We start from the raw sequence: 22,510 nt of genomic DNA on the forward strand, positions 1-22,510 counted from the left end.
CTGAGCCAGGATCAAACTCTCCATAAAAGAAAAGATTTGAATAGCTCATAAAATAAAAATTGAATTAACGTTGACGTTTTTCTTTGTTCAGTTTTCAAGGAACAATGTTACTTACTTTTAATCAATAACTTGATTGTTTTAGTAAGCTTCATTTTGTGTGCCGCTCAAAACAGCGACTTTTACATCTTAACACCTTCCGAAGTTGGTGTCAACAATAAATTTCAATTTGTTTTTTCGTTGTTGCCGCATCAGCGACGTTTAATACTATAACAAGATTCTCTATTAAACGTCAACCACTTTTACAAAAAAAAATTGAACGCAAAGATCAAAAGATTGATCTCTGCGCTGTTCTCAAATGCTTTTCACCTATGAATAAGCATAGTAGCGATGGTATAAACCTGGACCTTTTGTTTCTCTTTCTACAACTTGAATAATCTTTTTCTCCACTAGATATTCAATCAGCATTCCTAAATCTACTGAGTAACGTTCTAAATTTTCATGACTTAGCAACTCTTGAAATTGCCAGTACTCTTTTTCTTTCATAACCTCTAGCAGATGTCCCGCTCCAATTTCTGTTTTAGAGTGGATTAAGAATTCACTCGCTAGGAATAAAAGTTCTAATCTTTTATCTAGTGACTCTTCGCTTATGACTAACTCTTCATATAGTTTATATATTTCAGGTTCAATCTGTTTCACTTGATTCCATACTGTAACCTCTGGATGAAAGCCATTTTCTATCACAGCTAATCTTCCTAAATGATGAAGTGAATGGACAATATGGTTATAGGCATCTAGATATTGTTTGTTTTCAAAGAATGCTTTCCCATCCATATAGCGTCTTATAAGCTTAGCAAATTCCAAGCCCATTTTTACTTTTCGTCCATAGAACGGAAAGTCTCTTAACTCTTCCTTTAGCCTGTCCATGAACTCGTTTCGGTCAAATAGTATTTTCCCACTATATAACCATTCAAAGATCTTACGGTTGGTTCCAAACATAATCCATTCTCTTAATTGATCTTCATGAACAATATGCAAGGCTGCTTTTTGATCTCCGTAAGCATAATGTTTAACAAATACTTTATGCGAACTATCATTTGTGATAACTAAGAGTACGGCGTCGAAAGTGTCCGTTAGCGGACTTGCTTTTTGGCTTTTTAATATTAAAGTTATTCCTAATGTTGAAGGTAAGCTAGCTTTTTCCTGGTAGATCGGTCGAAGGATATCTTCCATGTCCTCTCCTCCATTTACTTAGTGACATAATCACTATTTTCTACATTTTGATGAAAACTCCTTCTAAAGGATAACATGTTTCAATTGAAATCTATTAACGAAATTTAATTTAAAATGTGATATATTGTTGCCTAGGAGGTACGATGAACATGGCCAAATATTCAAATAAAATAAATAAAATCCGTACCTTTGCGCTGAGTTTAATCTTTGTTGGCTTTATTGTCATGTATGGCGGGATCTTTTTCCGTACTAAACCGATTATCATGACTATTTTCATGCTATTAGGATTACTCTTTATCATCGCAAGTACGATTGTTTATTTCTGGATAGGGATGCTATCCACGAAAGCTGTGCAGGTTACTTGTCCTAATTGTAAAAAAGTGACCAAGTTATTAGGTCGAGTCGACATGTGTATGTATTGTAGAGAGCCTTTAACTCTTGACCGTGAGTTAGAAGGAAAAGAGTTTGACGAGTCTTATAATAAAAAGAAGATGTAAAGAAAAGAGCTAGCACCTTAAATAAGTGCTAGTTTTTTTATGTTGATGGTTGTTTTATTAAAATGGTTTTATAACCGGAACTTAATTTGATTTGGGTTTATAACCGGCATTTATTCTTTTGTAGTCGGGTGGTCGGCTGTCGCACTAAACCATTGGTTAATCGCACTCAAACTGTAATTCTCGCACACAACTGACCATTTTTCGCACTCAAACCGGATTTTGCACTCAAATTATGATTTCCGCACCCAAAACGATTTTTTCGCACTCAAACACAACTTTCCGCACTCATAATTTGTTATTCGCACTCACCGACGTCCGCACCCGCTCACCCAGACTCACTGTGTCACTCCACCACCACTCACCAACCATATTTCCCCCACTCCAACCGTATAAACCCCGCATTTATTAACTGCCATTCAGTCAAAGCCTCAATTTTATAAAAAACCCGGTTAAAAACCCCTTAAAAACATAAAAAAAGAACGACCCATAAAGAATCGTTCATCTCCGAAATAATTTCTTAGTGCGCTTCCTTTTTCACACATTCATCACACGTTCCGTAAATCTCCATACGGTGATGGCTAATTCTGAAGCCTGTTACATGTGATGCCAACTGTTCGACTTCATCTAACCCAGGGTAGTGGAAGTCAACGATCTTCCCACAGTTTTCACAAATCACATGATAGTGGTCAGTGGTTACAAAATCAAACCGGCTAGATGCATCTCCGTAAGTTAACTCCTTAACGAGACCTACATCCTTGAACACTCGTAAATTGTTGTAAACTGTTGCCACACTCATGTTTGGAAATTTCCCTTCGAGTGCTTTATAAATATCATCAGCAGTCGGATGGCACATTGATTGAATTAAATACTCCAAAATCGCATGACGTTGCGGTGTGATTCTAACACCTGTTTCTTTTAGAGCGGAAAGCGCTTCTTTGAGTTGTATTTCTGTCACCGTCATGCACCTCTTTCCTGTAAAAATTCTTACATTAAAATGTTTATAATTAGTGTACAAAGAAATTGGAGTTTTTGTCAATAATAGCGTACTTTAGTCTGATTCAAATTATACTTGGTGAAGGTTTTTTTCAGTAAACCCAATTTTTGCATTTATAAATCTTGCCGCTACAAATAGATAGTCTGAAAGTCGATTCAGGTAAGAAAGAACAAGCGGATTAGCTGATTCTCCGAGGCCAACTGCTATTCTTTCTGCCCGTCTCACCACTGTTCGCGCAACATGTAAAGTAGCACCAGCCGGGTGTCCCCCTGGCAAGATAAAGTTTTTTAATGGTTCTAGGCCACTATCTAATTGGTCAATCGCGGATTCAAGTTCCTTAATGTGCTTTTCTTCAAGCTTCCATGCCACTTCTTTTCCAGCTGGGGTTGCCAATTCAGCACCCACATGAAAAAGAATCGTTTGAATCGTATGTATTTGTTTTAATACATCCTCTTTCCCCTCGAAAGACACATCATGTAAAAAGCTCATCCCCTGACCAATCAATGAATTAGCCTCATCACAAGTTCCGTATGCTTCTACTCTGACATCATTTTTGGAAACACGTTGTCCATAGACGAGAGATGTCGTACCTTTGTCTCCCGTTTTCGTATATATTTTCATACTAGTACCCCCTGTCCAAAGAAATTACATTTCTCATTTCACCAGGTACCCCTTTATATATATGAAGATTATGCGAAAAAATGTCAAAAGCACGTGGTAAATATAACGGACTTTTACCCGAAATATGAGGAGTGATGGTTACATTTTCAACACTCCATAATGGATGTGACTCATCTAAAGGTTCTTCCTCCACTACATCTACATAAGCATGAGCAATATCCTTATTTTGCAGCGCCTTAATTAAGATGTCTGTTTGAACCAAATCTCCACGCCCAATGTTTATAAAAACAACCGAATCCTTCATTTGTTTAAAATGCTTTTCTTGAATCAAATGCTTCGTAGTTTCCAGACTTGGGAGTACAGAAACGATATAATCCGCAAGCGGAAGAGCTTCTTCCCAGTTATCCATACTGAACGTTTGATCAAAGTATTCAGCTGGTCGGCCACTTGTATTAACCCCTATCGTCTTCATTCCAAACAGTTGACTGCGTTTTGCAATTTCTCCACCAATGGCACCAGCCCCTAGAACTAGTAAGGTCGCATCACTTAACTCTTGGGTTGGAATACGGCGATTCCATTTCTTATTACCCTGCTCTTGATTAAACGCATCCATTCTTTTCGCATGATGAAGCATATATCCGAGTGTATATTCTGCCATCGGGGTTTTATGGATGCCACGCGCATTCGTTACCAATATGTCTTTTTTCTTTATTCCTTCAAAAGGCATCTTTTCCAATCCCGCTGACATCACTGAGATCCACTTCAAATTTCGAGCTCTCTCAATATCTTGTTCTTCTAAATCTTCACCATATGTAATAAAAACATCTGCTTCTAAAAAAGCATGGTAGGCATCTTCTCCCTTCAGACCTTTATAAAATTCAAAAGTATCCTCAGGAAATTGCTCACGAACTTGTTGTTGAAGTTCCTCTGTAGGTAAGATGGAGGAAACGATTCTCATATTATTCATATCCCCTTTTTTTCTTTATAGTCTAAATACTCTTACTTTCTATTTTATCATTGAATGATTTTTTAGAAAAAGAAAACATAAACAGAAAAAAAAACGAGTCCACCATGTGGACTCGTGACCGAGAAGTATTGAGGAGGTATGCCCTACTATAACGTATTCAGACAGACGAGTTTGGCATGGACAAAAGCCCCTTGTTTGTAAAAATGGGCCGTCCATTTCTTAAGCTTGGCTTTTAATAAACTCAAGCGCATCCTCCACATGACCCGCTACCTTTACTTTACGGTATTCCTTCACCACTTTTCCTTCTGGATCAATGATAAAAGTGGAACGCTCGATCCCCATGTATTCTTTACCGAAGTTTTTCTTAAGCTTCCATACACCGTAGTCTTCAGCAAGCTTATGATCCTCATCCGCCAACAGCAAGAACGGCAGACCGTGCTTATCAATAAATTTTTCATGGGATTTAATTGGATCCGGGCTTACTCCTAGAATCACTGCGTTTAATCCCTCGAAGTCCTTGTGAAGGTCTCTAAAATCACAAGCCTGGGTTGTACATCCAGGAGTCATATCCTTCGGGTAAAAATAAAGAACGACATATTTCCCTCTATAATCTGATAACTTCACCTTTTCCCCATTACTAGCTTCTACTGTAAAATCAGGTGCAACTTGTCCTTCAGAAATGGTCATGGTAATCCTCCTTCGTCTTTTTCACTAGCGTATCGAAACTATGCGAAAAATACAAATTACAAGGATTACTTGTTTTTTAACCCTTCCTCCATCACTACTTTTAAGACAAAGCTCGTAGGTATGAGATATCCGATAAAAGCTTCACTAATCGCAATCCATTTGCCAATTCCCGTCGGAACAAAGTCACCATAACCTACTGTAAAAAGAGTCATGGCACTAACGTATAAGGAGTCGGTCAGCATAGTGAGGTAATTTTTACTATCAGCAAGAGACTGTATCACTGCCATCCCGTTAATTGTTAATACTAGATATAGTAAGGCAAAGCCAATTAAAACCGTTGCATAAAGACTGGCAAAATAAAGGACATGCTCACTTATGGTCGGTCTCCGGGTGTGATCATCTGTCCATACCCCGCCGAGACTTAATGAAAGTATAAATAAAATAATGACTAACAATATAATTAACATGTATGTACTGTGCCTCCTGTTAATGAACTCAGCACCTTTTTTATCCGAACTGTGGCACTTGTTACCTGAACTCAGTCACCGGTTATCCGAACTCAACAACCGAACCACCATCTATTCAAATATATGAACAACCTTGTCCAGAGTATTCTTAATCATTTAGGAAAGCCCACATGACATGCTACAATAAGACGGAAGTTAATTAGAGGAGTGTTTGTATGAACTTTACTGAATCAGAAAAATTACATAAAGAAGCATTAGAACATATAGTGGGCGGAGTGAACAGTCCTTCCCGCTCTTACAAAGCAGTAGGCGGCGGTTCACCTGTGGCAATGGAACGTGCAAAAGGGGCGTACTTTTGGGATGTGGACGGTAATCAGTACATCGATTATCTAGCTGCGTATGGTCCCATTATTACGGGCCATGCTCACCCTCATATTACGAAGGCGATCTCACACGCAGCTGAAACAGGTGTACTTTATGGAACTCCAACGAGACATGAAGTTACGTTTGCCAAAATGTTAAAAGAAGCAATTCCTTCTCTAGAGAAAGTTCGCTTTGTGAACTCTGGTACAGAGGCAGTTATGACGACAATCCGTGTAGCGCGCGCATACACGGGTCGAGACAAAATCTTGAAGTTTGCGGGCTGCTACCATGGACATTCCGATTTAGTGTTAGTTGCCGCTGGATCCGGTCCATCTACATTAGGTACTCCTGATTCTGCAGGGGTTCCAAAAAGTATCGCTCAAGAAGTCATTACGGTTCCTTTTAATGATATTGAGCCATTTAAAGAAGCCTTAGATAAATGGGGAGACCAAATAGCCGCTGTACTAGCGGAACCGATTGTTGGTAACTTTGGAATCGTTGAGCCAAAACCAGGATTTTTAGAGCAAGTGAATGAACTAACTCATAATGCTGGTGCACTCGTGGTTTATGATGAAGTTATTACGGCGTTTCGTTTCATGTACGGTGGTGCCCAAAACATGGTTGGGGTCACTCCAGATTTAACGGCCATGGGTAAAATTATTGGTGGCGGCTTACCAATTGGGGCTTACGGTGGAAGAAAAGATATTATGGAAAAAGTAGCTCCACTCGGACCTGCTTATCAAGCTGGTACAATGGCCGGTAACCCTGCCTCAATCCTTTCAGGCATTGCATGCTTAGAGGTTTTACAACAGGAGGGTGTTTATGAAAAAATGGATCAGCTCGGCGCTAAGCTTGAACAAGGAATCCTCGAGGCTGCCAATAAGCATAAAGTCACCATTACCATTAATCGTTTAAAAGGGGCTCTAACAGTTTATTTCACTGATGAAAAGGTCGTTAACTACGAGCAAGCTGAGAGAACAGATGGGGAAACTTTTGCTCGTTTCTTCAAACTTATGCTCAGCCAAGGAGTGAATCTAGCTCCTTCCAAATACGAAGCTTGGTTCTTAACAACCGAGCACACTGAAGAAGATATTGAAAAAACAATACAAGCGGTAGATTATGCATTCAGTCAGCTTTAATTAGCTAAAGTTTGTAATAAAAATACAGAGTGGTGAATTTACATCCACTCTGTATTTTTATTTTACTCCTTATTGTAAACGTTTTCATAAAAATACACACTTTGTCCTCATACGCTCTAATGTATAATTATTTGAATTCAGAATATTCGTATGATATGATAGGAGTACCGTTCTGAATTTTCCGTTTCTTTTTTCTCCTGTTTTCCCGTATTTACTCCCTTACATAAGCGTTTTGTTTTCTACCATTCTTAAGGAGGTGAAGGCAGCTAAGGAAACCCTTAGTTAAGCCAAAGTTATGAAAAAATGGAGTCCAAAGTTTTTCCGCGAATATAAGCATGCAGAACACGATGCATGTGGAATTGTTGCCTCAATCGAAAAAAACAAAATTCCTACCAAACAAAACATCATGGATTGTATTGATGCCTTAACAACAATGAATCATCGTGCAGGATTTGTAAATGGTGAAGGTGATGGAGTTGGTATACACATCGACATCCCCAAAGATTTGTGGAAAGAAAAACTAGAATCTCACCAAATCTCCCCTTCTCTTGCCGATGACCCTTTTTTTACTGTGGGTCATTTTTTTATCTCACGTGAACACCATCAAGCACAAATCCAGGAGTTAAAAACATTATTGGACTCAGACGGTTTCCAGCTTGTATTTGAATCAACAACTGGAGTCAATGAATCAGCGCTTGGACCAAAAGCACGACTAGAAAACCCTGTCTTTTGGCAAATAGCGGTGCTACCTGAAAATAAGGACGCTGCAGCTTATAACCAAAAGCTGTTTCAATGGACGGTAAAGGCTGAACAAAACGAAAATGTTCATGTTGCTTCCTTTAGTCATTACCACGCTGTATATAAGGTGATGGGTGCTGGCGAGCAGCTTCCGAAGTATTTTAAGGACCTTTCTCACCCGCTCACAGCATCGACCATGACTTTAGGACATAACAGATATTCAACCAACACCTTATCAAGCTTTTTCAGAGTTCAGCCATTTAGCGTTCTCGGTCACAACGGAGAGATTAACACGATTTCGAAGCTTGAAGACGAAGCTCGTATGTTAAATGTTCCTCTCGTAGAAGGGGGAAGTGACTCACAAAACTTAAATAGAACGATAGAGTCATTGATTTCTGAGAAAGGATACTCTCTGTTTGAAGCAGTTGATATCGCCTTCCCTCCTATCATCAATGAAATCAAAGCCTATCCAACACATCTGCAAGATTTATATACCTATATTCGAGAAGCATGGGGTCATTTTGCACAAGGTCCTGCTGGGATCATTTCTCGATTTGGTGACGAGGCTGTATTTAGTGTGGATGCCCTTGGGTTAAGACCACTCTGGATGTTATCCACCGAAACCTCGTATCTGTTCTCTTCTGAGCCTGGCATTAAATTAACATCAGAATATGTTGAAGAACCAAAACCTTTAGGTCCTGGAGAAAAAGTAGGTCTGAAATGGGAAGGGGATCACATTCGTGTTTATTTTATGGATGACTACCAACAAGAAGTCTATAACCGCTTTTCAAAGACTCATAGTCTAGAAGGAATACGAGAGCATCTTGTTCCTCCAACAATTGAGGCTGCCGACAGCAAGGTAACGGATCTCGTGCCTTCCCAAATTTCAAATGGGCAGTACAATGCCTTTGGTTGGGAAAAAGAACACGTTCAGTTATTAGAACAGATGGCACAAAAGGGAGCTGAGCCGATTCGTTCACTTGGTCATGATGCTCCACTAGCTTCCATGAATCCGAATCGATCGAACATTAGTGATTTTATAAAAGAAAGTGTTGCCGTTGTGACAAATCCAGCCATCGACCGCGATCGTGAAACGGAGCATTTTTCTACACGTACCATTCTGGGAAAAAGACCACAACTCGGCGGGGCTTCTGAAGCTGTTGACATTGTTCAACTATCAACCCCCATCATTTTAGAAGGAAAAGTAGGGAGCTTGTGTGCATCGACCATTCAACAGCCCAGCTTTGAACAAATTAAGAGTTACTTTGGTAAAAAGGAACTCGCTTACACACTCTCAACTACTTTTACTAAGGAAGAAACAATAGCTAAAGCCTTGAAGCGATTAAATCAAGAAGCGGTGAAGGCAGTTGAGTCTGGAAAAACCCTACTCATCCTGGATGATAAGTGGTCACATGTAAACGGGTATTACTGGTTAGACCCTCATTTAGTGGTCTCATCTGTTCACAAGGAACTCGTCTCCCAGAAAAAACGACGAGATTGCTCTCTTGTACTTCGCTCTGCAGCTTTACGAAACTTACATGATTTGATGATTGCTTTTGGACTTGGGGCAAATGCCGTAAACCCATATTACATGTTCAATACGGTATTTGAAGAGGATGAGGCACCCGCAGTTAACCTTTATGGGGCACTTACTAAAGGGATTGAAAAGGTGATTTCTACAATTGGGATTCACGAACTCCGTGGATACGGTCGTCTATTTTCAAGTATTGGCCTTCATGATGAAATTGCCGATGTGCTGCAAATTGTAAACTTCCTAGGTTCAGAAAAAGTGAAGCATAATTTTCACTACCTAAAAGAAGATTCCATTCAAAGAGCCGAGGAATTTAACGAGGATGCCAAGCGAATCGGGAAGTCCTTTAACCTCTTCCCTCGTATATGGAAGGCCATTGGGGATGTCGCTAAGACTGGGGATTACACGGCTTATCGTGAAAAAATGGATGAACAAGAATCTGCAAATCCTATTACGATTCGTCATTTAACCGAATTGAAAAAGAGTGAAAAAAACGTACAGCCACAGGAAGTTGACCTGTCTGTGGGTGAACATAGCTTGCCATTCGTTATTGCATCCATGTCCTTTGGTTCGCAAAATGAAATTGCGTTTAGAGCCTATGCAGAAGGTGCCGACCGCTTAAATATGGTTAGTATGAACGGTGAAGGTGGAGAAATTAAGGATATGCTCGGTAAATATCCGAAAACTCGGGGGCAACAAATCGCTTCGGGTCGATTCGGGGTCAACGCAGAGCTCCTGAACTCTTCTAATCTATTAGAAATTAAAATTGGTCAAGGTGCAAAACCTGGTGAAGGCGGACATTTACCCGGATCAAAGGTTACCGCAAAGATTGCGGAAGCAAGAAACGCGACTATTGGTTCCGATTTAATCTCCCCTTCTAACAACCATGATATCTATTCGATTGAAGATTTGGCGCAAATGATTCATGAGCTGAAAACAGCGAATGACCAAGCAAAGGTTGCCGTTAAGGTTCCTGTTGTACCAAATATCGGAACGATTGCTGTTGGGATTGCGAAAGCTGGAGCTGACATCATTACTCTGAGCGGTTTTGATGGCGGAACTGGGGCCGCTCGAATTCATGCGATTCAACACGTGGGTCTTCCAGTTGAAATTGGAGTGAAAGCAGCACATAATGCCCTCTTAGAAGCTGGGCTTCGCAACCACGTAGAGATTTGGGCTGATGGCGGAATTAAGAGTGCGAAAGATGTTTTAAAAGTCATGCTTCTTGGTGCGAACCGTATCGGCTTTGGAACGCTATCCATGATTGCCATCGGTTGTACAACATGTCGTGGCTGTCATTTAGATACATGTCACGTAGGAATTGCAACTCAAATTGAGAATGAAGTCCAAGCAAAGGAACATGGATTAAGACGTTTTGTTCCTCGACAATCAGACCTGGCTGTTCAAGGAATCGTCAACCTATTTACGGCTTTTGGTGATGAATTAAAGCAGCTTGCATCTGAGATGGGGATTAAAAATATCCAAGAAGCTGTCGGTCGTTCCGATTTGCTGGAACAAACACGTGGAACAGACTCTGTTGACTTAGAAAATTTATTAAAACCAATTGCTGTTCAGTCCCTCCCTTCTTTGGAGGCTGCTGCCTCTATTGAGGAAGAAGTATTGTCGGTTGCGGTAGGTGCTGAATCATTGGATAGCTCCGTTGAAGAATTGGGGCAATCTCGTGAATTCCTAGGAATCATCTCCAATCAAAGAGTTCTAGGAAGTAGGGTTTCCGGTCATCGTGTGAAGGGCCGCTTAAATGGTGGTTATCAAGAACTACACCCTATCAACCTTTCTTATAAAAAGGGCTCTATTCCTGGAAATGGATTAGCTGCTTATAATACGGAAGGGGTGTCCATTGCGGTTCACGGTGGTGCTCAAGATGGTGTCGGAAAGACTTCATTTGGAGGGAAGATTGCAATTTTAAAAGGTAAAGGTAAAAATGGTGCCTTTTACAACGGTTCGGTTGGTAAAGGCTTCGGTTATGGAGCACAATCAGGCCTGTTAATTGCACAAGGAAATGCAGATGCTCGTGCAGGTATTCGTCTTTCTGGTGCTGATTTAATTATAGGTGGACACAGAACTGTTCCTGTCCCTGAAGAGGAACAAGGGAATATTTCGGTGAATGCCAATATTAAGGGCTTTGCCTTTGAGTACATGACCAATGGTCGTGGCCTTGTATTAGGAGATCCAGGTCCATGGATTTGCGCAGGGATGACGGGTGGGGTTGTCTACCTTCGTCATAACCCTGAAATCGGTTTAACCAAGGAAGCTCTCAACCGCAGAATTGCGAAAGGAGCCAAAGTCTCGATTCAATCTTTAGATGAAAAAGGAAGAAAAGACGTTCAGGAATTACTACAAAAGTATTTATCTGAATTAACACAAACGGAACAAACCGATGAAATCAATTTGATTAAAGGCCTGTTAGATGATCCTGAAAACCATTTCCTTCAGGTGATTCCAACGAAAGAACAAGCAGATCCATCTGTATCAACTGAATAACATGAAGCAAACCAGGTACCCTTGGGCATGATAGGGGTACCTGGTTTTTTTAACCGGGTTTTATTCAACTAGACTTTGGGTATTGAATCTTGTGTCCAAGTTACTAAATTATTCTTGAACATTCGAATAATCCCATGTATGCTTTAATATTGATTATTAACTACAGGATTTTACACACTCATTAAAATATAAAGCGAGGAAATCATCTTAACATGAAATTAGGTGCCAGGATTTTTAAAACAGGCATAGCCATTATGCTTGCTCTGTTTTTTGCTGACTTACTAGGGCTACCAGCTCCAATATTTGCTGGAATTGCAGCCGTCTTTTCCATTCAGCCAACCGTATATCGATCTTATTTATCCATTTTAGATCAAGTTCAGTCCAATATCATTGGGGCTATAGTAGCTGTAGTCTTTGTTTACTTTTTAGGAAACGATATTTTAGTTATTGGGCTAGCCGTAGTTGTTGTCATTGCCATTAACTTAAAACTCAAAACGGATACAGCAATTGGTTTGTCCTTGGTGACGGTCATAGCCATCATGGAGAATCCAGGAGATCAACTGTTTAGCTTCACATTCTTACGCTTTTCAACCATTATGGTGGGGGTAGCCTCCTCTTTCTTAATCAACCTTGTGTTTCTACCACCCAAATATGAAACGAAGCTATTTTATAAAATCTCGAACACCACGGAAGAAATCATTCGCTGGATTCGAGTCAATTCACGTTTAGCTTCTGAGCACAGCCTCCTAAAAGGGGATATTGAAAAGTTAAAGGAAAACTTTATTAAAATGGATCACCTCTACTTACTGTACAAAGAGGAAAGAAGCTATTTTAAAAAGACCACGTTTGTGAAGTACAGAAAGCTTGTCATTTATAGACAAATGATTGCGACTTGTCGACGAGCGCTCGATATTCTGAAGAGGTTACATCGTTTCGAGAATGAACTGCATTTAATGCCTACCAACTTTCAAGAAGTGATTCAGGCTCATTTAAGTTCTCTAACTGTGCTACACGAGCAACTTATCTTACAGTTCTTAGGTAAAATCAGAGTTTCCGATTCTGCAGAGAATTACACAATGTCTCGAAAAGAGCTCATCGACCTATTCCTTCAATATGAAAAAGATACACAGGAGGAGCAACAGCAAAATTTATTTCATATGCTACAGCTCATTTCCGTTGTCATGGAGTATGGTGAAAACCTTGAGCACCTCGAGAAGCTCATTCACAGTTTTTATTCTTATCATAAAGATGAAAACCAGATATCTATAGGTGAGGACGATAATGCCTGAACTTTTTTACAAACGCTTAGACTCTAGATGAGTCTAAGCGTTTTTGTTTGTGTTATCCGAATTTGTACTACTTTTATCCGAAGTTAGACCCCCTTTATTCGAAGTCAGGCTCCCTTTATCCGAAGTTACGCTCCCTTTATCCGAAGTCAGGCCGCCCAAATCAGCTAATAATTTGTACACCCAAAGTATTACCAACTATTCCCATGCTCCCCTCTCATCTATGGCCGACACCCCTCCCTTTGTCAACGAATAGGATACAAATGAAAAGGAGGGAATAAGATGGAGCGGTGGAAAGATGTCCTGCTATATTATTTTCTACCTGCCTTACTTTTAATTGGACTGGTTATTCTGGCTTCAGTCTTTGGTAATCCCAAAGAAAACGCAGACAACCCTTCCAACGAAAACCCCCCGGTTCAACACGAACCCCCTAACAAGGAACCAAGCTCTGACCAACCTGCTATTTCATGGGGAGTAGACTCTGCCAGTATCACGAACTCAGAAATGTTTGCTTGTGTCAGAGAAAATTTTGGCGAACCAGCCGTCTGGGGTAGATATTTGGGGGATAAAGAAGGTGTATCTTTCGGTTTAACGGAGAACGAAGCCCAACTCCTTCATGCAGAAGGTACTAGTATCCTCTTAATCTATAACCATTTCACGGATGCACGGGGTTATGATCATGGTATGCAGCAAGGTAACCAAGCGATTGAGTACGCGAAAAATCTTGGAGCCCCAGCAGGTGTTACCATTTTTGCAGACATCGAACCAAATTATCCAGTAAACGATGCCTTTATCCGAGGCTGGCATGATGCTCTTGCTGAGTCTGATTACACACCAGGTATTTATGGAATATTCTCCCCCGATCGCGAGCTGACTTCAGCCTTTCTTACAGCAAGTGAAGCCAATCCAAACGTGAAAAAAAACACCAACATTTGGTCAGCTTTCCCTCAGGTTGGCATTACTTCTCAACAAAATGCACCTGACTTTCAAGGAGAAGGACCAGATGGATCACGTCTATACGGATGGCAATACGGTATTGATGCAGAAACCTGCAATATTGATACAAACCTCTTTAAAGCCGAAATGTTTGATTTCCTATGGAAGCCATAACAAATTAAGCTACAAAAGGTCGCACCAGGCAAAACCTGTGCGACCTTCATCTTCTTCTAATCTTTCATTCTTGGATCCAACGCATCCCTCAAACCATCCCCCATTAAATTGAAACCAAGAACGGTTAACATAATCGCAATCCCAGGGAAAATCATCGTCCACGGAGCATTAAAGAGATAGTTCTTCGAATCTGCTAACATCTTCCCCCACTCCGGTTGAGGGGCTTCTGCTCCTAGCCCTAAAAAGCCTAATGCAGCCGCTTCAATAATGGCAGTGGCCACGGCCAATGACCCTTGAATAATGATGGGGGCCATACTATTTGGCAAAATATGCTGAAATAATATTCTCCGATTCTTCATTCCTACTGCTTTGGCCGCAACGATATACTCTTCTTCTTTTACGCTCAAAACCCTCGACCTAATCAATCTTCCGAAGTTTGGAATATTGATAATCGCAATCGCTATGAGGGCATTTTGTAAAGATGGACCAAGTACCGTTACAATCCCAATAGCCAGTAGAATACTTGGGAAAGCTAGCATAATATCAAAAAATCTTGAAATTACACTATCTACCCATCTACCATAATAGCCGGCTAGGATTCCAAGTAGACAACCTACAACCATTGAACCCATTACCGCAAAAAAACCAACCCATAGTGAAATTCGTGCACCGTAGATAATTCTGGATAGAATATCACGTCCGAAGTCATCCGTTCCAAACCAATAGTCACTGGATGGAGGAACAAATCGATTTGCATAGTCGGGTTCTTTAAATCCGTATGGTGCAATCAGTGGAGCGAATATGGCGATGACGATAAAAAATAGAACAATAATCGACCCAGCAACAGCCAGCTTATTTTTCTTAAATATATTCCATGCTTCCACCCAAGGGGAAACCGGTTTCTCAACGTTTAGAACCTCTTCATTTTTCATTGTATTCTCCATTTTTTTGCACCTCCTATCGATATTTAATGCGAGGATCAATAGCCGCATAGAGCAAATCGACAATGAGGTTAATCATCACGAAAATTAACGCGACGATTAGAATACCGGATTGTACAACAGGATAATCTCTATACCCGATTGCATCATAGATGTAACGCCCAATCCCCGGCCAGCTAAAAATGGTCTCTGTTAAGATCGCTCCTCCAAGCAGAAGACCTGTTTGTAAACCAATGATCGTTAAAACAGGAATAACTGCATTTTTCAAGGAGTGCTTGTACACCACCCAAAACATAGACATCCCTTTTGCTCTTGCAGTCCGAATAAAATCTGAATTCATGACCTCTAGCATCGTGGACCTCGTAATCCGTGCTATTATGGCCATCGGTATGGTTGCTAAAGCAACACTTGGTAATATCAGATGCTTGATCACCACCCACAGCTTCTCTGTATCACCTTGGATCAGTGTATCTATGATATATAAATGGGTAATAGCCTGGACTGGGTCCCGCACCTCTTCTCTTCCTGAGGTCGGAAGCCATTCCAATTGAAGCCCAAATACCCATTGTTCCATCAACCCTAGCCAAAAAATTGGCATGGATACACCAATTAACGCCAGTACCATCGCGATATAATCAAACCAGGATCTTTTAAACCAGGCACTGATGATACCTGCATTAACCCCAACAAAAACGGCAATTAACATCGCGCAGAATGACAATTCAAAAGTCGCTGCTAAAAATGGCCAAATTTCATCCGCAATTTGAGAGTCTGTTCTCAGTGAAATACCTAAGTCACCTTGAAATAATCCGATGACGTAAATGAAAAATTGTTTATACCACGGTTCGTTCAAACCGAGTTGTTCCCTCATGGCATGAATGGCTTCCTCAGTGGCAAGTTGTCCTAAAATGATTTGTGCTGGGTCTCCCGGAATCAAGCGAATCATCATAAAGACAATAAATAGTAAGCCAAACAGCACTGGGACTAATAGTAGTAGTCTTCTAATTGTATAGGCGAGCAAGCTTTCACCTCATTTCTTATTCGTTCGAGGTTTGGTAACAAAGTTTAGAATCAAGTTTATGTTGGAACCTTTAAAACCGGCACTTTATTCGCTTTTATATTCTTTTTAATAAATGCCTTCAATTAATGTCCTAATTTTTAGGACGCCTCTTCAAAAACTGGACATAAACCAGTTTTATATCCCTGTTTTCCAGGTGCACAGTCCCTAATCTGAACATAAACCATTTTTATGTCCTAGTTTTTCAGTTGGACCTTCCAAAATCTGAACATAAAACACTTTTATGTCCTAGTTTTTCAGGTACACCCTCCCAAATCTGAACATAAAACACTTTTATGTCCTAGTTTTTCAGGTACACCCTCTCAAATCTGAACATAAAACACTTTTATGTCCTAGTTTTCCAGGTACACCCTCCCAAATCTGAACATAAAACACTTTTATGTCCTAGTTTTTCAAGTACACCATCCCGAATCTGAACATAAACCATTTTTATGTCCTAGTTTTCCAGATGCACCATCCCTAATCTGAACATAAACCATTTTTATGTCCTAGTTTTCCAGGTACACCATCCCAAATTTGAACATAAACCATTCTTATGTCCTAGTTTTCCAGTCGCACCCTTTAAACCTGACATTTAACTGTATTTTTAACAAAGAAGAGGGAGAATCCGTCCTCCCTCTCCTCTTTATTTCTTCATAGCATTACTTATTGTTTGAAGATGACTTGATGTAACTTATCAGATCCTGTTGGATGTGGTAGGAAGTTTTCAATTCCTTTTTTACCTGCTAGAGCTGGCTCTCCATGTACAAGTGGTACCCATGGAGCATCTTCAAAGATGATTTCTTGCGCTTGCTTATACAGGTCTTCACGGACAGCTGCATCTGTTTCAGATTGAGCTGCAATTAACACTTCATGTAACTCATCACTTGCATAATAAGAGTAGTTGTTACTTCCAATTGAATCTTTATCTAATAGTACATATAGGAAGTTATCTGCATCTCCATTGTCTCCAGTCCAACCAAGTAAGAATGCATCCGCTTCTCCAAGTCTAGCCTTTTCTAGGTAAGTCCCCCACTCATATGAGACAATATTTGCGGTGATTCCAACATCAGCTAGGTTCGCTTGGATGGCTTCCGCTACCTTTTGACCATTTGGCATATATGGACGAGGTACTGGCATTGCCCATAGTTCCATTTCAAATCCATCTGGATATCCCGCTTCGGCTAATAGTTCTTTTGCTTTTTCAGGGTTATAGTCGTATCCAGGAATATCTTCATTGTATCCAGCAATAACCGGTGGCATTGGGTTTACTGCAGGAATCGCTGCACCCGCGTAGAATGCGTCAATAATGGTTTGTTTATCAATGGCATGGTTCATTGCTTGACGAACGAGCTTATTATCAAATGGTTCCCTTGTGGCAGTTAAGCCTAGGTACCCAGTGTTCATAGATGGTCTGTTGAATACTTGTAGGTCTGGGTTCGCTTCAATTTGTGGAATATCTGTATAGTTCACTCCATCAATTAGATCCACTTCGCCTGACATTAAAGCGTTCAAACGAGCTGAGTTATCTGGAATGGAACGGAAGATTAACGTACTTACTTTCGGAAACTCCGGATTCCAATAATCTTCATTTTTAACTAGAGTGATACGATCATTTCGTTTCCACTCTTGGAATTTAAATGGACCTGTTCCTGTTGGATTCTCTGCAAACTTATCACCGTACTCCTCAATGGCTGTTGGACTTGCGATTCCAAACGGTGACATCGCTAGGTTTTTATAAAATGGAGCAAGTGGTCTTGTCAATTTGAATTCAACTGTGTGTGGGTCTACAGCGGTAACTGTATCAATAATGCCTGCAAACTGAGAGTTGTAATAGTAGTATTGTTCCTTGTCTCCTGCTTTCCAACGCTCAAAGTTATATACAACGGCATCGGCATTAAAATCAGTTCCGTCGTGGAATTTTACACCTTCACGAAGCTTCAGTGTATGCGTTAAACCATCATCACTTGTGCTCCATTCCGTTGCAAGCCCCGGATGAACTTCTGTATCTTGTGGTCCAAATTCAGTTAAAGTTTCATAGATATTCTTTGTAACCTTGAATGCTTCCCCTTCTGTTGTGGCAGCTGGGTCTAGTGAAGTTGAATCCCCACCGCGTCCAAATACAAGAGTATCCATGATTTCGCCTTCGTCGTTATTGCCTTCATCTTCTTCTTTTGGATCTTCATTATCCGTCGGTTGCTCCGTTCCTGGAGATTCAGGATCTTTTTTAGTTTCCTCATCATCCTTGTTACTACATGCGGCTAAAAATAGTACAGCCATCAAAAGAAAAGCCATCAACTTCAATAAATAACGGTTTCTCACTCTTTTTCCCCCTTTGTTTTTTCGATAAAGTGAGCCTAGAATTTTTTATGCTTGTATGTTAGAAAACATTCCTACTAAATTTATTTAAAAGTTTACTAGACAAGCCGTTTTTCCTACTCATACAAGTGGCAGGCCACGAAATGTCCATTTTTCATTTCTTTGAAGGTTGGGATTTTCTGAGAGCAAATATCTAGCTTGTCCGGGCAACGCGTATGGAACGGACATCCTGTTGGTGGATTGGATGGATCAGGTACGTCTCCTCTCACCACAATTCGTTCCCTATTTAAATCCGGATCTGGTACTGGAATAGCGGACAGCAGTGTCTTCGTATACGGATGAAGTGGCTCATTATATAAATCCTCAGTTGGAGCTAACTCCATCATCCTTCCTAAATACATGACCCCCACTCGATTACTAATGTGACGAACAACCCCTAAATCATGTGAAATAAATATATAGGTTAATTGGAAGGTCTCTTGTAGTTCATTTAATAGATTTAAGACCTGTGATTGAATTGACACATCAAGCGCTGATACGGGTTCGTCTGCAATAATTAGCTTAGGATTAGTCATTAACGCTCTAGCAATTCCAATACGCTGTCTTTGTCCCCCGCTGAATTGGTGAGGGTAGCGTTTGGCATGATACGGACTTAACCCTACAACCTCCAGCATGTCCAACACCTTCTGCTTTCGCTCTTTAGGATTCGCCATCCCATGAACGATTAAAGGCTCTTCTAAAATTTTTTGGACCGGATGCCTTGGATTCAAGGATGCATAGGGATCTTGGAAGATCATCTGCATTTCCTTCCGCATTTTCCTCATTTCATTGGTGTTTAACTTAGTGAGATCCTTATCTTCAAACCAAATACTACCCTGATCAGGTTCAATCAGTCGAAGTAGCATTCTTCCTGTTGTTGATTTACCACAGCCGCTTTCCCCTACCAGTCCAAACGTTTCTCCCTTTTCTAACGTAAAACTAATATCCTGAACAGCCTTGACCTCTCCAATTTTCCTCCCTAATATTCCACCGTTAATCGGAAATGCTTTTTGAATGCCTTCTACTTTTAAGAGTTGTGAGCTCATACGGAAACACTCCCCTCTTCTGCTAAAAAGCATCTCACTTGATGACCCTCTCCTACTTTGTAAAGAGCTGGGTCTTCTTTTTCACATCGCTGCATTGCATGAGGACACCTTTTATAAAAGCGACAGCCTGTTTTAATGGACCCAGGTTTAGGGACTTGTCCAGGAATCGAATAAAGCTTTTTATTTTTCTTACTCACATCTGGTATGGATTGAAGGAGACCCACTGTGTATGGGTGTCCTGGTTTTTTGAAAATATCAGAGACCGAGGCTTCCTCTACCACTTGGCCAGCGTACATCACCATAACTCGCTGGCAAACTTCTGCCACCACACCTAGGTCGTGTGTGATTAACATAATGGCTGTATTTAGCTTTTTATTAAGTTCTTTCATTAAGTCTAAAATTTGCGACTGAATGGTCACATCTAGTGCCGTAGTCGGTTCATCCGCAATCAGTAGTTTGGGCTCGCAGGATAAAGCCATAGCAATCATGACCCTTTGCCTCATACCACCCGACAGTTGATGAGGATATTCACTCATCAGCTCCTCAGGTCGGGGGAGCCCTACAAGTTTTAGCATCTCTACTGCTTTATTCCAAGCTTCTTTCTTTGTTGTTTTCTTATGAAGACGAATACCTTCAATCAATTGATTGCCTACTGTAAATAATGGGTTTAGGGACGTCATCGGTTCCTGAAATATCATGGCAATATCATTACCGCGAATGTTTCTCATCACTCTTTCGGATGCCTTTACTAAGTCTCGTCCCTCAATCAAAATCTCTCCCCCAACTATTTTTCCAGGAGGATTCGGTATTAACTTCATAATTGACAAGGAAGTAACGCTCTTCCCACAGCCAGATTCCCCTACGATGCCAAGGACTTCCCCTTTGTTCACATAAAAGGAAACATCATCAACCGCAGGAACTGCACCATCCGCTGTAAAGAACGACGTTTTCAAATGGTTTACTTGTAAGATTGGTTGCTCGTCCACATATTCACCTCTCCCTAGCACATGGCAAGTTTTTATAAGCTATCCTATGAGAGAGATTTGTGGAATAGACTAGTTTTTGGTAGAAACAGCGAGTTTTCCGGAAATTCGATAACCGGCATTTATAGTAAAATAACGGAACCTGGGTAGAAAAACAAAAAGAAAAATGCGGAGAAAATCTTACTTTTCTCCGCATCCTTAACCCAATTTATCTATTTGGATCATCCTCTTCAAAATGAGCATCCACAGGACCTTTCTGTGGTGGCTCTTGTTTCTTTTTCCCTCTACGTAGTTTCTCGAGAATCTTCTTATAGTTTAGGTTGATAACCTTTGGCTTGTATTGATCACTCACTTCAATATCTCGGTTCGATGCTTTCATGAAGGACCAAGCAAGCATAATCATAATGAAGATTAACGGAAACCCTCCGACAATACTTGCGGTTTGTAAGGTGTCTAGTCCGCCTAGAAACATGAGTGTCAGTGGCAATAGACAGAGAGCAAATGCCCAGAACAGTCGATTCCATCGAAGTGGTTCATCTGCCACTTCCTTTTGAACCACCGATGCTAGGATGTAAGAGCTCGAATCAAAGGTTGTAGCAAGGAAAATGATAGCTAATACAGTAAAAATCAGTATGATAAAAGGCGCCCATGGAAGTGTAGAAATGACATCTAATATGGCAACTGGAGCCCCTTCGTTATTTAGGATGGAGATAACATCTAGCTGTCCCGTCAACTGCAGGTGCAAGCCGTAGTTCCCCATTACTCCGAAAAAGAGTAGACTTCCGATGGTTCCATAGATAATGGTTCCAAGAATCATCTGTTTGATGGTACGACCTCTTGATATTTTGGCAACGAAAAGTCCCACAAACGGTGCATATACAAGCCACCATGCCCAGTAAAAGACAGTCCATGCTTCAGGGAAACCGCTTTTAGTAAATGGGCCTAACCTGTTAAAAGGCTCTGTCCATGTACTCATATGAAAGAAATTGTCTAGTAACACTCCTATACTATTAGTAGTGGTTTCCGTTATAAAACGAGTTGGACCTAAAACGTACATAAACGCTAACAGAAAGAAAGCTAGGAAAAGGTTTAAGTCGCTCAGAATTTTGATCCCTTTGCGAAGACCGGAGTATGCACTTATACCAAAAATGAGTGTAACCCCTGCTAAAATCCCAACATTCATAATCATATTGGTCTCTAAGCCAGTTAGTCGGTTAATTCCTTCCGCAATCATTGGGGTACCAAGCGCTAAGGTAGTTCCCGCTCCTCCTAGCAATCCAAAAATAAATAGAACGTCAATTAGTGTTCCTAAAGGACCATCTGCTAGTTTTCCAATCAAAGGTCTAGTCGCTTCACTCACCTTCAAAACTGGACTTTTTCGAACATAATAGAAATAGGCCATAGGTAAAGCTGGAAGTGTATAAATCGCCCAAGCAATCGGTCCCCAGTGGAAAATTCCATAGGTACTAGACCAAACAATCGCTTGACGGCTCCCTGGCTCAATTCCAAACGGTGGCCCTTGATAATAATAAGCCCATTCAATCGTCGCCCAATATAAAATACTAGAACCAATTCCAGCACAAAAGAGCATACCTGCCCAAGAAAAATCATTAAACTCTGGTCGTTCCTCTTTCTCCCCAAGCTTCACTCTTCCATTCTCACTAAAAGCCACATAAACGAGGAAAAAGAAAACCGCTATACCCATCAATAAATACAAGACACCGAAATTCGTTGTTACATATGTATTCGCAGCGTCAACATACAGCTTCCCCTCTTCAGGAAAGATAATGAGTGGAACGGTCACCAATAATAATAAAATCAATGCCCCGATAAACGTAGGCCAGTCAATAACACGATTGGTCATGTTCACGACTCCTTCTATTGTATATTCCAAAGTTGATATCCTTATAGTGAGCGTGTAGGGGCAGTCTTATTCGTTTGACAGGTACAGTCACCGCCCAAGATTTGTCCAAAAGAAAAAGCACCGGAGCTT

General features: G+C 40.6%; 17 protein-coding genes. 5 read left to right on the forward strand and 12 right to left on the reverse strand.

Annotated features, from left to right (window positions below; all coding sequences use genetic code 11):
- Positions 1–366: 366 nt before the first annotated feature.
- On the reverse strand, positions 367–1,230 hold the full coding sequence (locus ABDZ91_RS17675; protein WP_343801854.1) for a nucleotidyltransferase-like protein: 864 nt from the start codon (positions 1,228–1,230) through the stop codon (positions 367–369).
- 149 nt (positions 1,231–1,379) lie between these two features.
- On the opposite strand from ABDZ91_RS17675, the gene ABDZ91_RS17680 reads away from it, so the two are divergent.
- Positions 1,380–1,727 (forward strand): YgzB family protein, encoded by a 348-nt coding sequence (locus tag ABDZ91_RS17680; RefSeq protein WP_343801855.1) that lies wholly within the window; start codon positions 1,380–1,382, stop codon positions 1,725–1,727.
- A gap of 517 nt (positions 1,728–2,244) precedes the next feature.
- On the opposite strand, the gene perR is transcribed toward ABDZ91_RS17680, so the two are convergent.
- The 5 genes from perR to ABDZ91_RS17705 form a co-directional block, all read right to left on the reverse strand.
- Positions 2,245–2,688: a peroxide-responsive transcriptional repressor PerR gene (gene perR, locus ABDZ91_RS17685; RefSeq protein WP_425541860.1), complete on the reverse strand. Its 444-nt coding sequence runs from the start codon at positions 2,686–2,688 to the stop codon at positions 2,245–2,247.
- A gap of 102 nt (positions 2,689–2,790) precedes the next feature.
- Entirely contained in the window at positions 2,791–3,342 is a 552-nt protein-coding gene (locus ABDZ91_RS17690; protein WP_343801856.1) for a cob(I)yrinic acid a,c-diamide adenosyltransferase, read from the reverse strand.
- A gap of 1 nt (position 3,343) precedes the next feature.
- Positions 3,344–4,300, reverse strand: coding sequence for a D-2-hydroxyacid dehydrogenase (locus tag ABDZ91_RS17695; protein ID WP_343801858.1), 957 nt, complete (start codon positions 4,298–4,300; stop codon positions 3,344–3,346).
- Positions 4,301–4,528: 228 nt separating this feature from the next.
- A complete protein-coding gene (gene bcp, locus ABDZ91_RS17700) occupies positions 4,529–4,996 on the reverse strand; it encodes a thioredoxin-dependent thiol peroxidase (protein ID WP_343801860.1) in 468 nt (155 codons plus the stop codon).
- 65 nt (positions 4,997–5,061) lie between these two features.
- Positions 5,062–5,463 carry an ion channel gene (locus ABDZ91_RS17705; protein WP_343801863.1) on the reverse strand — a complete coding sequence of 134 codons (402 nt, stop codon included), beginning with the start codon at positions 5,461–5,463 and terminating at the stop codon, positions 5,062–5,064.
- 215 nt (positions 5,464–5,678) lie between these two features.
- Between ABDZ91_RS17705 and ABDZ91_RS17710 the strand changes: the two genes are divergently transcribed.
- From ABDZ91_RS17710 to ABDZ91_RS17725, 4 genes are all read left to right on the forward strand, one after another.
- Entirely contained in the window at positions 5,679–6,965 is a 1,287-nt protein-coding gene (locus ABDZ91_RS17710; protein ID WP_343801866.1) for a glutamate-1-semialdehyde 2,1-aminomutase, read from the forward strand.
- A gap of 295 nt (positions 6,966–7,260) precedes the next feature.
- A complete protein-coding gene (locus ABDZ91_RS17715; RefSeq protein ID WP_343801869.1) occupies positions 7,261–11,736 on the forward strand; it encodes a glutamate synthase-related protein in 4,476 nt (1,491 codons plus the stop codon).
- Positions 11,737–11,948: 212 nt separating this feature from the next.
- Positions 11,949–13,025, forward strand: coding sequence for an FUSC family protein (locus tag ABDZ91_RS17720; RefSeq protein WP_343801872.1), 1,077 nt, complete (start codon positions 11,949–11,951; stop codon positions 13,023–13,025).
- Between the two features lie 279 nt (positions 13,026–13,304).
- Positions 13,305–14,132 (forward strand): glycoside hydrolase domain-containing protein, encoded by an 828-nt coding sequence (locus tag ABDZ91_RS17725; protein ID WP_343801875.1) that lies wholly within the window; start codon positions 13,305–13,307, stop codon positions 14,130–14,132.
- A 56-nt stretch (positions 14,133–14,188) separates the two neighbouring features.
- On the opposite strand, the gene ABDZ91_RS17730 is transcribed toward ABDZ91_RS17725, so the two are convergent.
- The 6 genes from ABDZ91_RS17730 to ABDZ91_RS17755 all read right to left on the reverse strand — a co-directional run bounded on the left by ABDZ91_RS17730 (position 14,189) and on the right by ABDZ91_RS17755 (position 22,381).
- Positions 14,189–15,076 carry an ABC transporter permease gene (locus ABDZ91_RS17730; protein WP_343801878.1) on the reverse strand — a complete coding sequence of 296 codons (888 nt, stop codon included), beginning with the start codon at positions 15,074–15,076 and terminating at the stop codon, positions 14,189–14,191.
- Positions 15,077–15,089: 13 nt separating this feature from the next.
- On the reverse strand, positions 15,090–16,094 hold the full coding sequence (locus ABDZ91_RS17735) for an ABC transporter permease (protein ID WP_343801881.1): 1,005 nt from the start codon (positions 16,092–16,094) through the stop codon (positions 15,090–15,092).
- A gap of 702 nt (positions 16,095–16,796) precedes the next feature.
- Complete coding sequence (locus tag ABDZ91_RS17740; RefSeq protein ID WP_343801884.1) at positions 16,797–18,452, reverse strand: ABC transporter substrate-binding protein; 1,656 nt, start codon at positions 18,450–18,452, stop codon at positions 16,797–16,799.
- A 113-nt stretch (positions 18,453–18,565) separates the two neighbouring features.
- Positions 18,566–19,534 (reverse strand): ABC transporter ATP-binding protein, encoded by a 969-nt coding sequence (locus ABDZ91_RS17745; protein WP_343801887.1) that lies wholly within the window; start codon positions 19,532–19,534, stop codon positions 18,566–18,568.
- On the reverse strand, positions 19,531–20,520 hold the full coding sequence (locus ABDZ91_RS17750; RefSeq protein WP_343801890.1) for an ABC transporter ATP-binding protein: 990 nt from the start codon (positions 20,518–20,520) through the stop codon (positions 19,531–19,533). Before ABDZ91_RS17750 ends, ABDZ91_RS17745 begins: the two co-directional genes overlap by 4 nt.
- Positions 20,521–20,725: 205 nt before the next feature.
- Entirely contained in the window at positions 20,726–22,381 is a 1,656-nt protein-coding gene (locus tag ABDZ91_RS17755) for a BCCT family transporter (protein WP_343801893.1), read from the reverse strand.
- Positions 22,382–22,510 lie beyond the last annotated feature (129 nt).

Origin of the sequence: Bacillus carboniphilus, assembly GCF_039522365.1 — a bacterium.
GTDB lineage: Bacteria > Bacillota > Bacilli > Bacillales > JC228 > Bacillus_BF > Bacillus_BF carboniphilus.

Coding starts and splice junctions, on each gene's coding strand:
- ABDZ91_RS17720 (WP_343801872.1), top strand. CDS start 11,949: ATGAAATTAGGTGCCAGGATTTTTAAAACAGGCATAGCCATTATGCTT.
- ABDZ91_RS17745 (WP_343801887.1), bottom strand. CDS start 19,534: ATGAGCTCACAACTCTTAAAAGTAGAAGGCATTCAAAAAGCATTTCCG.
- ABDZ91_RS17730 (WP_343801878.1), bottom strand. CDS start 15,076: ATGGAGAATACAATGAAAAATGAAGAGGTTCTAAACGTTGAGAAACCG.
- ABDZ91_RS17715 (WP_343801869.1), top strand. CDS start 7,261: ATGAAAAAATGGAGTCCAAAGTTTTTCCGCGAATATAAGCATGCAGAA.
- ABDZ91_RS17705 (WP_343801863.1), bottom strand. CDS start 5,463: ATGTTAATTATATTGTTAGTCATTATTTTATTTATACTTTCATTAAGT.
- ABDZ91_RS17680 (WP_343801855.1), top strand. CDS start 1,380: ATGGCCAAATATTCAAATAAAATAAATAAAATCCGTACCTTTGCGCTG.
- ABDZ91_RS17690 (WP_343801856.1), bottom strand. CDS start 3,342: ATGAAAATATATACGAAAACGGGAGACAAAGGTACGACATCTCTCGTC.
- ABDZ91_RS17710 (WP_343801866.1), top strand. CDS start 5,679: ATGAACTTTACTGAATCAGAAAAATTACATAAAGAAGCATTAGAACAT.
- bcp (WP_343801860.1), bottom strand. CDS start 4,996: ATGACCATTTCTGAAGGACAAGTTGCACCTGATTTTACAGTAGAAGCT.
- ABDZ91_RS17755 (WP_343801893.1), bottom strand. CDS start 22,381: ATGACCAATCGTGTTATTGACTGGCCTACGTTTATCGGGGCATTGATT.
- ABDZ91_RS17695 (WP_343801858.1), bottom strand. CDS start 4,300: ATGAGAATCGTTTCCTCCATCTTACCTACAGAGGAACTTCAACAACAA.
- ABDZ91_RS17725 (WP_343801875.1), top strand. CDS start 13,305: ATGGAGCGGTGGAAAGATGTCCTGCTATATTATTTTCTACCTGCCTTA.
- ABDZ91_RS17675 (WP_343801854.1), bottom strand. CDS start 1,230: ATGGAAGATATCCTTCGACCGATCTACCAGGAAAAAGCTAGCTTACCT.
- perR (WP_425541860.1), bottom strand. CDS start 2,688: ATGACGGTGACAGAAATACAACTCAAAGAAGCGCTTTCCGCTCTAAAA.